Annotated in this window: 9 protein-coding genes; all 9 read left to right on the forward strand. The window is 50.6% G+C overall.

The features are described from left to right. Positions 1-8 precede the first annotated feature (8 nt). Complete coding sequence (locus Q0R57_RS09570; protein WP_294746635.1) at positions 9-1,061, forward strand: Fic family protein; 1,053 nt, start codon at positions 9-11, stop codon at positions 1,059-1,061. A 28-nt stretch (positions 1,062-1,089) separates the two neighbouring features. Beyond that, positions 1,090-1,374: a hypothetical protein gene (locus Q0R57_RS09575; RefSeq protein WP_294746638.1), complete on the forward strand. Its 285-nt coding sequence runs from the start codon at positions 1,090-1,092 to the stop codon at positions 1,372-1,374. A 131-nt stretch (positions 1,375-1,505) separates the two neighbouring features. Beyond that, positions 1,506-1,883 (forward strand): BlaI/MecI/CopY family transcriptional regulator, encoded by a 378-nt coding sequence (locus tag Q0R57_RS09580; RefSeq protein WP_294746640.1) that lies wholly within the window; start codon positions 1,506-1,508, stop codon positions 1,881-1,883. Positions 1,884-1,936: 53 nt separating this feature from the next. Further along, positions 1,937-3,649, forward strand: coding sequence for a M56 family metallopeptidase (locus Q0R57_RS09585; RefSeq protein WP_294746641.1), 1,713 nt, complete (start codon positions 1,937-1,939; stop codon positions 3,647-3,649). 158 nt (positions 3,650-3,807) lie between these two features. Further along, on the forward strand, positions 3,808-6,702 hold the full coding sequence (locus Q0R57_RS09590; RefSeq protein ID WP_294746643.1) for a hypothetical protein: 2,895 nt from the start codon (positions 3,808-3,810) through the stop codon (positions 6,700-6,702). A 2-nt stretch (positions 6,703-6,704) separates the two neighbouring features. Beyond that, positions 6,705-8,513 (forward strand): TlpA disulfide reductase family protein, encoded by a 1,809-nt coding sequence (locus Q0R57_RS09595; RefSeq protein WP_294746645.1) that lies wholly within the window; start codon positions 6,705-6,707, stop codon positions 8,511-8,513. An 8-nt stretch (positions 8,514-8,521) separates the two neighbouring features. Then, positions 8,522-9,523, forward strand: a complete 1,002-nt coding sequence (locus Q0R57_RS09600; RefSeq protein WP_294746649.1) for a TlpA disulfide reductase family protein — start codon at positions 8,522-8,524, stop codon at positions 9,521-9,523. Between the two features lie 73 nt (positions 9,524-9,596). After that, positions 9,597-12,413, forward strand: a complete 2,817-nt coding sequence (locus Q0R57_RS09605; protein WP_294746652.1) for an outer membrane beta-barrel protein — start codon at positions 9,597-9,599, stop codon at positions 12,411-12,413. Between the two features lie 26 nt (positions 12,414-12,439). Then, positions 12,440-13,471 carry a TlpA disulfide reductase family protein gene (locus Q0R57_RS09610; protein ID WP_294746655.1) on the forward strand — a complete coding sequence of 344 codons (1,032 nt, stop codon included), beginning with the start codon at positions 12,440-12,442 and terminating at the stop codon, positions 13,469-13,471. Positions 13,472-13,577 lie beyond the last annotated feature (106 nt).

The raw sequence follows: 13,577 nt of genomic DNA on the forward strand, positions 1-13,577 counted from the left end.
AACGAAATATGAATAAAGAAGATAAAGACATATTGTTACGATTGCTCCAGCGACATAAGGAACTGGGTATATCGGAGCAGATTGACTACCAGAAGTTCTATCTGTACTCCATCATTACGCACTCGACGGCTATCGAAGGCTCAACGGTGACGGAGGTGGAGGCGCAATTGCTGTTTGACGAAGGTATCACCAGCAGTAAGCGCACAATGATGGAGCAGATGATGAACCTCGACCTGAAAGCGGCCTACGACTATGGGATGCAATGGATCAAGCAACATGAAGATATTACGATTGAGTGGCTCGTATTGCTGGCATCAAAGGTGATGGCTCGAACGGGTAGTGAGTATCACGCTGCTGGCGGAGATTTCTCTGCTGCCAAGGGCGAACTGCGCAAACTGAATGTCACAGCAGGATTGGGCGGCAAGTCGTATATGTCATATCTGAAAGTCCCTGCACGTCTGGCTGCTTTCTGTGAAGAACTGAATCATCGCCGTAAATCTCTTGACACAAAGGATGTTGCAGCCATCTACGAACTGAGCTTCTGGGCGCATTTCGAGTTGGTGACTATTCATCCCTGGGCCGATGGAAACGGGCGTACCTGCCGCCTGCTGATGAATCTGTTGCAGATGGAATTTGATGTGTTGCCAACCAAGGTACTGAAAGAGGATAAAACGGAGTATATTCAGGCTCTGATAGATACTCGTGAGCATGAAGATATCAGCATATTTATTGATTGTATGACCCGTCTGCATTGCCAACATCTGAAAGCAGATATCGACCATTATATTGTATCAACCAGCGAGAAAATGGTCGATAAACAGGATTTGCAGCAGAAAATGGTCGGTAAATGGTCGATAAAGCCTTCTTTGGCAGAGAAACTGGTCGATATTCTGGAGTTTGTGGTCGATAAGGACGAATTCACCACAGAACAAATTGTCAGTCACTTTGGTTTCAATGCTACAACAGCCAAACGCTATCTGCGTCAGCTTACTGAGTTTGGCTATTTAGAACCACATGGAGGTAATAAGAACAGAACTTATAGCAAAAAGGCGAGCAACTGATGAACAGTGGCTCGCTTTGATTACTACAATGGGTGGTTTTTATTATTCGAAATCCCCTGCTTTTGTCTCGGAAAGTTTTTGTACCTTTGCACCCGGCAAGGACTACTGCACGGGCTTCGCCTTCGAGGGCGAGTTCTTCGACAAGCGAAGCGGCAAAGCCGAGCGCGTGGCCGACTTCCCCTATTGTCTCGACGGCGACGTGTCGGAAGTGAGCATCGAGACGGACATGCCGTGCGTGGTGCGCGTCAGCAGCGTGTTAGACAAATCTAGCTTCACCATCATCATGGAGAAGCCAAACGACGAGGAGGTATAAACTTATCAGGAAATAACAAGCCCTTATTGCAGTTCTTAATTCTTGTTAATATTCTAAAGTTTTAGAGAAAATATTTGGAAGTTCTAAATATTTAGAATATCTTTGCGCCATAATTCTAAAGTTTTAGAGCAATGAAAGAGAAGAAACAGTTAACAAAAGCCGAGACACAGGTTATGCATGCCCTGTGGAGCCTGCCCAAAGAAGGCGCCACCTCGGCAGAGATTATGGAGCGGATGCCAGAACCAAAACCGGCACTCACCACCCTACTCACTTTCCTTAAGATTTTGAAAGATAAGGGTTTTGTGACTTCACAGAAAGAAGGCCGTGGCCAGCGCTTTCGTGCTGAGGTGTCACGCGATGCTTACACACGCACGTATATGAAAGAGGTAAAGCAGACTTTCTTTGGCGGTTCGTTCACCTCTTTGGTATCTTTCTTCGCTAAGGAGGAGAAACTCAACGATGATGATATCAGCGAGATTCTTCGCATCATTGAGAAGAAAAAGTCATAACTAATCATCATACGACCAATCTCAAAACTCAAAACTCAAATCTCAAACCAATCATGTACACACTTGAAACAGGTCTTTTTCCTTTCGCAGCCATAGTGGTGGGTGCCATGTTCACACTCATCTATTTTGGTGTTGTCAGGTTGAAGTGCGTAGCACGTTGGGCAATAGGCTTCATCTTTACAGCAATGATAATCATCACTGTATTCTCGATTGTCATGCCTGTACGTTGGGTGGAACTTGACACGACTACCGAGGTGCAGGTTCAGCCCGACTATTCTGTCATGACTCCCGTCAAGGTAGCTGGCAGCACAACAAGTCAGACCATGCCTACGCTAAAGGCAGAAATCAAAAAACCGATAGCTGCAGACCAGCCTGCCGTGAGACCATTCCTTCGTGATGCATCCAGTGTATTTGGATGGCTGTGGGTAGCAGGAATCATTGTCGTGCTGCTCAGCCAACTGTGGCAATTGGTGCGTCTGTACCGCCTGAGACGTCATCAGGAGTATATGAGCCAAACCGATGGAGCAACACTCTTTGCCGTTGATGGAACCCATGCGTTCTCCTTCGGCCACAGTATTTTCATACCTCGCAGGTTCGATGAGGAGATGCGCCGTTTCATGACCATGCACGAGATGGCCCACGTGCGGCATCGTCATTTCCTTTGGCTCTGCCTTTTCCATCTGTTATTGGCATTTAACTGGTACAACCCCTTCTGTTGGTTGTTGTTCCGTGAGCTGCATCTGCAGCAAGAGCTGCAGGTTGACAGTGATGTGATTCGTCAGGGTGTTGACCGTACGGCCTATCAGTACTCGCTGCTGCGTGCCTCTATGCAGGGTGGCGGTCCCGTATGGATCCTTTCAGCTTTTGGTCGTAAGCCTATCACCCATCGCATTGCTTTCATGGATCGCCAAATCAATATGAAGGTGAGTATGCGCCGAGCCATCATCTCGTCAATTCTGACATTAGTGGTATTATCAGCGGCAGTCATGATGGCCTGTGAGAGCAATGAGAAAATCAAGGAGCACCCGCTGATGGGCTGGTGGAAGATGGACTTCACAAAGAATACCGATAGTGACACCGAGATGTATCCTATCGGCAAGCAGATTGCCTTCTACAACTACGATACGTTCCTCACTATGACCTATCAGGCACGCAACGGCAAGACAATCCACTTCTCCTACTCTACGGAAGAGATGCGTCTGAAGGGTGACACGTTGGTCGATGCCTTGGGAGCACCATTGCGTTATACGTTCATTGATGATGACACGTTCCAGAACCAGTGGACGCGCCAGCCCTATCAAAACGCCATGCCAAGTGGACCGGAGATTACCGACCAATGGAGCCGCATCCCCGTTGATGAAGAGCTGTTAGAGATTTTCCAGACAATCAGCCAGGCTAAGAGCACTCACGGAAAGAAATTCGATGGTGTGTGGGTGGACCTCACTAAAACGGTAACAGGCGATGTAGCCGAGGAATATATGATTATTAACGATAGCCTGTTTCTCACCCTTCATTATCACCGACAGGAACCCAAGGCATTCCGTGCTGCTGGTGGCGGCTATTGTGGTTTCCTGAAAGAGAATGGAGATATTCTTCAATTAGGAGATATGGATCCGTTAGCTTACTCCATGCCCGATGCCGACCATCTGGTGGTACGTAAGGCTTCGAACGAAGCGGCCACACCGCATATCTTCCAACGAATCACCATGCCAGCTGATTTAAAACGCATACTCACAGTACCGTTGACGAATATGCACTCTGAGTAGGATAAATAGACTTTCATAATAATAGACCTGTGTTTTCCTATGCCATCATGGCAATAGGTAGCCAGTACTATGCCTAAAAGTTAGTAAATAACCCCCGGGACAACAGGAGGCCGCAGTGATGTTCCCTTCTGTCTTTAACACAAAAAAAAACAATAATTATGACAAAAAGAATTAGCTTCGTTTTCATTGTCGTCGCCCTCGCCATATCTGTCGGGGGACAGGCGCAAGTGAAGGAAAAGAAAGAGAGAACCATCGCCCTGTGGGGGCACGTCAAGAATTCTGTGACACGTATCGGCATCAAAGATGCATTCGTTACATTGATGCGTGCTGACAGTACCATTGTAGATACGATGCACGTGTTCAAGCAGTGGAGCCAAGGCAAGGATGACTATGCCTACCGCTTTGACATCCCTGCCCGCGAGCAGCATTACATCATCCGTGCTGAGCATCCAGACTATGAGACCACCTATGTCAACTACCACGTTCGGCATATAGCCCGCAACACGTACTTTGATGCGCCTTGGCACAATATGAAAAAACGGTCACGCATGACAGAGGACACACACCAGTTAGGCGAAGTAGTGGTGCGTGCCACGAAAGTCAAGCTATTCTATCGTGGCGACACCATCACTTTCAATGCCGATGCCTTCAACCTGCCCGAGGGCTCCATGCTCGACGCCCTCATCCGTCAGATGCCTGGTGTGGAACTGAAGGACGATGGACGTATCTTGGTACAAGGTGAGCAGGTCGATGAGCTGATGCTCAACGGCAAGGATTTCTTCAAAGGCAACAACCGCGTGATGCTTGACAACCTGCCCGCCTATACCGTTCAAAAGGTGCAGACTTATCATAAGAGCACGGAGCTGAGCGAGTATCTGGAACGTAACTACGAGAAGAAGCGCTTCGTGATGGACGTACAACTCAAACGTGAATATAACCAAGGTTGGTTGGCAAACATAGAGGTGGCTGGAGGTTCTCCGTTCAAGAAGGATATTGATGACCGCTACCTCGCCCGTTTCTTCGCCATGCGCTATACCGACAACTCACGCTTAGCCCTTTACGGAAGTACGAACAATATCAACGAGACACGCCGACCTGGCGGCGATGGTGACTGGTCGCCCAGCAACTCGCCAGAGGGTTTGCGCGAACATCGTACGGCAGGAGCAGACTTGCTGATAGAAGACCGTGAGAAGCGTTGGCAGGAGAAGGCTAATGCAGCTATTGGTTGGCAGCAAACGACGAATGAGACACAGACTAATGCCGAACAGTTCCATACAGATGCTCCTTCTACTTTCTCTCGTCAAATGAACAATGCGCGTAACCGAGACTTGAGTGTCAATGTAACCAATGAGTTTCAGCTGAAGAAACCGTTCTTCCTCTTTTCCTGGTCGTATCTGCAATATAACAATACCGACAACAACAGCCTCAGTCGTTCGGCACAGTTCCGCGATGACCCTGCCCACTTTGGGTCAACGACCACCATCCTTGACAGCGTGTTTGCATCGTCACTCAGCACCGACATGCAGCAGAAACTCGTCAATAGCAACCTGCAACAGTCTAAGAGCGACGGCGACAACCTAACATTGTTGACCAACAACATACTGAACTATAAACTAGCCTCTGGCGACAACATGGGTATTGAAATTGATGCCTCATACGAACGTGGTCACAACAACAGCACTTCCGAGCAGCAACTACGCTATCAGCTCACACCTACTCTGAACAGCATCCTCAACCGCCACTCGTCCACGCCTTCCAGCGAAACAGACTTTGCTTTTGCGCCTAACTATCGCATCACATGGCTCAATGGCCTGTGGCTCAATACCGAATACCGTTTCCTCTTCCGCGAGCGAAACAACACCAACGATGTCTTTTTGGCTGATACCCTTGACCTTCAAAACGCCTACAATCGCACCCACCGCCGCTTGGAAAACCGACTGGCCATCACACCTGGTTATACCTACGAGCAGGACGGTAAGTACTTCCAGATATACTATCAGATGCATTTCTTCAATGTGAACGAGCGTCTTAACTACAGCAGTGCTTATGCCGACACCTCGATTGTACAACACTGTTGGACCATGTCGCCCGAGTTGCACATAGAATGGGCGGCAGACAACTATGCACGCAGCTTGGACTTCTTCTATGGCATCGAGTTCCAAACACCCGACCTTTTCCAACAGGTGAATATCCTCAACAACGAGAACCCACTCGTTCGTCGCTATGGCAACCCCGACCTACGTGGCGCCACCAACCACCGCATGCAGTTCGGCCTGAACCGCAACTGGCGCGAAAAACGCATCTCACACCGCATCGGTGGCGGTCTGCGTTTCTTCCGTCATCAAGTGTCTCAGGGGCAAACCTACGACCCGACTACGGGTATCACTACCTATCGCCCCGAAAATGTTGAGGGCAATTGGCAGACGTATTTCTTTGATTTCCATAGCATGCCACTCGACAAAAAGCGCCAACTGATGTTGGACAACTACATGCATGGTGACTATACCCGTAATGTTGATATAAACAACGGTCTGTCGCATGTCAACAACTACTACCTCGAAAACCGCCTCACCTTTAACTATACCATTGGCAATCTCACACTTGGTCTTCCTACATACATTGAGTATCGTCATACAGACAACAAGGAAGGTACCATCACCCCCATCAATGCCGTCAACTTCCAGTATGGCCTTACAGCCAACTACAATGTGAAGCGCGAAACTGAAAGCCACGCCCCTCGTTGGCTGCAGGGTTTTGGCATTGCCACCGACATCAAGATGTACTCCCGTCGTGGTTATGGTGATGAGTCGATGAACCGAAACGATCTTGTATGGAATGCTTCCATCTCCCGTTCTTTCGTTAATCCTTTCGGAAAGAAAGCTGCCGGCAACCTTGTTGCCCGTCTCGAAGGCTTCGATATCCTCCACCAACTCTCGTCAACCTATCTCTTTATCAATGGTCAAGGTCGCACCGAGACCATCCGCAACACCCTGCCCCGTTACGTCATGCTCCACCTGACATATAACTGGCAGAAAGTACCTAAGAAGAAATAACAATGAACAGAAAGAAACTAATTACCATCATTCTCGCCCTCGTGGCCGTATGCTGCGGAGTGAGTGCTAAGAACAAGGTCATTGACAGACCTGCGTTCAAGTCAACATCAACAAGCAGCTTATATCCTGTGAAAGTGGAACTCACTAAAACAGCTACGATCGTGCATTTCCACATGAACTGCGCCCATTGGCGGGATTGGAGCATGGACGGCGCACGGTTGGAGTGTGGAGGACAGCAGTATGCCTATAAGAAAGGGCGCATCATTACACACGAGGAAACGACGGTGCTTAGCGACGAGTCCTTTGAGATAGGGAAGAAATATTCGGAGAACGCACAGCAAGACTCCGTCATTCTTTATTTTGATCCGTTACCGAAAAGTGCCAAGACCTTTGACTTCCTGGAAGACGACAATCCAGACCATTGGAAAATATATGGCATCCGACTCGACAACCAGCTTTATCCCCTTGCCCTGCCTCCCTACCAGAAGCCTGCCGATGATGGCGAGCCGCTAAAGCCGCTGACGTTGAAATATGGCGAGGCAACGGCAACCTGCACTTTACACGGCGGCGGTGGTTTCTCATATTTTGGAGACCCCAGCCGCGACCCCATTACAGGACAGTATGAGTGCAAGACCCTGTACAATGACTCCGTGATAATCTATCGCCATCCAGCCTATGTCGCCACGCGCCCAATATGGCTCGGCTGTCGGGTTGATGCAGGAATGTCTGTTGACCAGTTCCCCCTGATACTCATCCCAGGAGAGACTCTGACACTCGAAGCTGACGCAACCGCTTGTCTGGCTCGCGACGGGAACTTTGCGGCGGGCCGTCCCGCCAACCACGACTGCTACCGACTTGGCGGTACGCTGGGCGACCTCAACCAAGTGTTATTGGAGAACGTATTTCTGCATTATCGCCACATCAATGGAACACCCACCTACACGGAAGGCGAGAATGTGTCGGCATGGTGCGATGCGCTGTGGCAGAGTCTCGATACCCTACGCCGAGGCATCATCGAACGCCATGGCTACACGCGCCGTCAGCAGGACTTCCTACGGTTGCTCTTAGAAGACTATTATGTGCGCACCGTGCAGGAACACACGCTCGTTGATGCTCATGCCCGCGACTTGATGCTCTTCCGCGATGGCCGTTCTTACTATCTGCCTCCAAGGGCCGAACGTTTGCCCTACCTCGAAGCCAATGGCCTCAATCGCGGCGAGGTGTACGAGATGCTGAAAGGATTTTCCGAAGCTAAGGAGATTGCCGCGTATATGCGGCAAGGCCATGTGCAGCCCGACAGCGTGATTCTTGCCGCCCATCCCTACTTCCAGCCCGTACTTCGTGCCTTCAACGACACCACCCGCACCGTCGTGGAGCGTCTACAGCGGGAGGCTAAGGAACGCATGATGCCTACACCCGACGTTCCGAGCGACCAACTCCTACAGGCCATTGCCAGCCAATACCCCGGCAAGGCCGTTTTCTTCGACCTCTGGGCCACATGGTGCGGCCCCTGTAAGAAAGGCATCACGGCAATGGAACCCATGAAGGAGCAACTGAAGGACAAGGACGTGGTGTTCGTCTATCTCACCAACGAATCCAGCCCCATCTACGAATGGAACGACTACGTCATCAAGATTCCCGGTCAGCACTACCGCATCCCCAGCGCCCTGTGGAATCAGATTCCAGGTCTTGGAAGCATACCCCAATACTATCTCTATGACCGTCAAGGCAAGCGCGTATGGGAAAACACAGGTTTCAGCAACGAAGTGTTAGAGATAATTGGAAAGGAAATTGAAAAGGCATTAAAATAAGAAAGCACATGAAAAATTCGATTAAGAGAGAGCAGAGAAAACTTGTTTGCTCTGCCGAACGTGAGAATTTTCGCCTGAAAGGCAAAAAGATTCTTTTATCAATGTGTGTCCTTGTGTCGGCCATCGCCGCACAGGCACAAACGAGAGTGATCGTGAACCCCGCCTACGACGAGCAGGAGGGCGAGGTGATTGAACCCATGAGGGTGGAACTGAGCGACACGGCAACAATAGTGCATGTCAATGTACACTGCAACTTTAGTGGATGGAGCGGCACCAACGCCTGGATTGAGGCCGCAGGCAAGCGCTATGCCCTCAAGAGCGGCCGCCGCATCCCCACGTATATGGGAAGAGAAGTGAAGGGCGACACGCTGATAGCCACCATCAACAAGGCGGGCGAGAAGGGTTCGCTGCTCATCAAGGGCGAGGAGCCTTTCGTCGAGGGAAAGCACTACGTCAACACCAGCCAGACGGATTCGCTCATTCTCCATTTCGAACCCCTCCCAGCCGACGCGACCGAGTTTGACTTTGGCGACAACCTTCGCCGTGTTAGTCTCATCAGGAGCCGCACAGGGGAAGCCACTGCCGATTCCCATCTGCTCGTCATGCCCGACGCCACGCCCGAGCTGTTCTTCGACGCCATTGCCGCCATGTTTCCCGGCAAGGTGGTCTTCATCGACCTCTGGGCAACATGGTGCGGACCTTGCAAGTGGGGCATCAGAAAGATGGGTCCCGTGAAGGAGGAACTGAAAGGCAAGGATGTGGTCTTTGTCTATCTGACAGACGAGTCCAGTCCCGAAGCCAACTGGCGGCGGAGCATCGGCCCCATGACGGGTTATCACTTGCGTATGTCCTCCAGTTTCTGGAACAAACTCCCTTGCTTCGCTGAGACGAAGGGTATTCCCCAATATTATCTCTACGACCGCACAGGCAAGCAGATCCTCCACCAGATCGGTTTTTCCGACGGGGCAGAACTGCACTTCAAAGCAGAAATAGAGAAGGCCTTGCAATGACACCCTTTCAGCATACTTGAAGAAAGGCAAATGATGAAGAGAACGCGCAACAATTGATGCCAAACCTAACAATATGAACAGAAAGAACATCATTACCCTCATCCTTGCCCTCGTCGCCATTTCCGCAATGGGGCAGGGTTCAGGCGTGGTGCTGCAAGGCGGCGTGCAGGACGGCTTCCTGGAGCGCGGCCTCTTCGGCTGCAAGGTCACGCTGATGCGCGATGACAGCACGATGGTGGAGTGCTATCCGCAAGTCCATGAGATTGGAAACGATTCCATTCACGTATCCACCATATATTACATCGGCATGTCTGGAAAGCCCGGCAACTACCTGGTGCGGGTGCAGAAGGATGGCTATGAGGACGGCTGGGCGAAGGTGAACATCCCCGAAGGATACAAGGACAATACGCTCAAGGTGCCGATGATTAACATGCGTAAGTCTATTATTAAGACCATCGGTTTGGACGAGGTGGTGGTGAAGGCCACGCGCATCAAGGTGAAGATGCGCGGTGACACGCTGGTCTATGACGCCACGGCTTTCCAACTGCCCGAAGGTTCGATGCTGCAGCACTTGATAGAGCAACTGCCCGGCGCACGAATGACGGATGCGGGCGAGATATTCATCAACGGCAGGAAGATAGACGAACTGACACTCAACTCCAGGTCGCTCTTTAGGGGCAACAAAAAGGTGCTGATGGAAAACCTGCCGTACTTCACGGTGAAAGAACTGAAAGTGTATGAAAGGCAGTCGTTGCAAGCAGCCATAAGGGGCATCAAGGACGAGCATCCCGAGTATGTGATGGACGTGAACCTGAAAGACGAATATGCACTGACCTCGATAGCCAACGTGGAGGCGGCTAGCGGCACACACGACAGATATCAGACAAGGGCGTTCGGGCTGATGCTGACCAAGACATTGACGATGGGAGCCTTCGGCAACCTGAACAACATCAACGACATCACCCGCGCCATCGCGCAAGGATGGCACGAAGGACAGGGCCTTGTCTTGGGCAACCAGAACAAGCCTTCGACACGCAAGGCGGCGGGCGCGAGCTTCGACTACCAATCCACGAAGAAATGGTCCGGCTTCCCGGTCCTGCATGAAATCTTGGAAATCTCATTCGACCACTTCAACGACCTCAACGAATCGGGCTCCTATCAAGAGCGCTTCCTGCCCACCGGGACGGCATTCGCACAAAGCACACACACTGCAAGGAACAAAATCACTGCGTTCCAAGTGCGCAATGAGTTCCGTTGGGCGCCGTGGATTCCCGACAGCAGGATAAATCTTTTTTATAAAGAGACAGACAACAGCACGCTGGGCAACCTGCGGCAATGGGACGACGAGCAGACTACGGCCACCCAGAAGACAGAAGTCCTCGGCAAGACGAAACAATATGGACTGGGTTGGGCAAATGCCAGGTTTACCATCTACAAGGCCGTCAGTGGCATCATAGACGGGTGGTGGTCACGTATCGAACGCGAGGGATTCAGTCGCCAGCACTCCACGTCTGTGACAACGGAGACCGATCATTTCCGCCATGAGTTCCAAGACGCCTACACCATGGATTACAAGTTCGAGCCTTCGGTAAAATACGACTGTATGTTGTGGAAGAACCTAAAATTATACCTTACGGAACGGTACATGGTGAGCGGAACCAACAGCAGCGACCCACTTTACACGCTGCACAATCTCCCAGGATGGGGACTCCGAGACAGTACCGCCATTGACCTGCTGCCATCAAACCGTGAAATGCTGCGTTCCGTGTACGATGCAGAGAACAGCACCTACAGCCGACTGAGGAAGCAGGAGAACGAGTTCACCGTGACCCTGAATTTGAACAGGACCGGGCACTTCCCGTTGGATGTGTCGCTGAGCCTGCCCTTCCATGTGCAACACGAGCGGCTCGATTACCAACGCGGCAGAATCGACACCCTCGCCCATCACAACATGTTCGTGCTGAATCCCTCGATTAACCTGAGACACAACGCATGGACGCTGAGCATGGGCATGACGTCTTCATCGCCAGGGCTGATGAACCTGATGCCCTACCGTGATGCCCGAAACGCACTCCGAATCACCGAGGGCAACCCTTCGCTGAAGGACAACCGCCGCATCAACGCAAGCATGATGTGGCAAGCCAGGCTGAAAACCAGACAAACGGGTGTCACCGCCGCCAGACTCACGTCAAGCTACACCTATCACATCCGATCAGTGGCCCAGGGATTCACCTACAACGAACAAACCGGTGCCTACACATACCGACCGGAGAACGTGGAGGGCAACTGGTCGTGGAACACCTCTTACAACACCACGCTCTCGCTCAAGAAAAACCAGCTATGGTGGGTGGAGAGCGGCACGGGCTGCAATGTGTGGCATTCGGTGGACTATGCCTCGGTCGCCGACATGACCGACGCCCTGCTCAACAAGGTGGAGACCGTGAATCTCCACGAGGAGTTGAAAATGAGTTACAAGGCGAAGAACACGAAGGTGGGCATGAGCGGCAACCTGCAGTGGCGTCGTACTTGGGGGCACCGCACCTCGTTCAGCAACATCAGCGCCTTCGACTTCCGCTACGGCGTGAACGCCATGCAGACCATACCGACGTGGAACACCACGCTGAATATCGACGGCATGATGCTGAGCCGGCGTGGATATGCCAGTGACGTGATGAACAAGGACGAGTTCGTCGTCAACGCCTCGGTCACCCAGACCATACTGCACGGCAAGGTCAAACTTACGCTTGAAGGCCACGACATATTCAACCAACTATCAAACACCACCTATGAAGTGAACGCCCAAGGGCGGACGGAGACATGGTATCGCATCATCCCCAACTACGTCATGCTCCGCGTGGCATGGCAGTTTAATAGGAGTCCAAAGAAATAAATAACCCCATAAAAACATTTATCAACATGCAAAAGATTTTAGTGATGATGATGGCTTTTGCGCTGACGATAGCAGCACAAGGCCAAACGGATAATTATACTATCAGTGGCGACTTGTCACCCTTTGTTGGTGTGCTTGTGGAGAATTTGAATGACCTCGATTCTGTCATTCTCGAGAATGATGCAAATCATAAGGCGGGGATTCTACAGAAAAGTGCTGTGAATGGAGGCAAGTTCCTTTTCACGGGATATGTAGATAAACCCCTCTATTCTGAATTGAAGATACCCTACTTCAATGGCGAGAAGACAGATACAGCCACTATGTCTTTCATCCTTGAAGCAGGTACCTTTAGTTACTCCAAGGGTAAGATGACTGGGATGCCCATGAATGAGTTGTTTTGCGAGAAGAGGACTAAAATCTACAGGCTGGCAGAAGAAGATGGCGACGAAGCGAGAAAGTTGTATGTTTCGCTGATAGAACAACATCGCAACGATGCTCTTGGAATAGCGTTACTATTGATGGCTTCTCCCATAGACTTGACCGCAAGAACAGAAAAGAATCTCATTAATTCTCTTGCTGCCGATGAGATATCCGATTACCGTGTTCAAAAGAGATTGGAACACCTGATGGCACTTCCGCCAGCCGATGTAGGAGACATGTTCATAGATTTTTCCGTGGATTACGATGGCAAAACGACTCACTTCAGCGATTATGTGGGGCGTGGCCAATACGTGTTAGTCGATTTCTGGGCTTCATGGTGTGGTCCTTGCCTTCAAGAGATTCCAAACATCATCACAGTTTACGAGAAATATAAGGAAAAGGGACTGATGGTACTTGGTGTTGCAGTCAGCGATAGACCCGAAGCCACACTGAAAGCCATTAATGAATACCAAATCCCCTATCCGCAAATCATCAACTCACAGAAAATTGCTACCGATGCATACGGTATCCGCGGCATTCCAGAAATCATCCTTTTCGCCCCCGACGGCACCATCCTCGCCCGTGGGTTACGAGGTGAGGAAATAGAGAAGAAACTCGAAGAATTATTCGGAGAATAAACTAACAAGATGGAAAGGTTTTGAAATGAAACATCTGACACCATATCGCCAATGTCTTACGCTAGAAAAAGTTGACACAAAGTCAACGTAAAATGAAACAAGAAAA

This window comes from uncultured Prevotella sp. (assembly GCF_946407605.1).
Taxonomy (GTDB): Bacteria; Bacteroidota; Bacteroidia; order Bacteroidales; family Bacteroidaceae; genus Prevotella.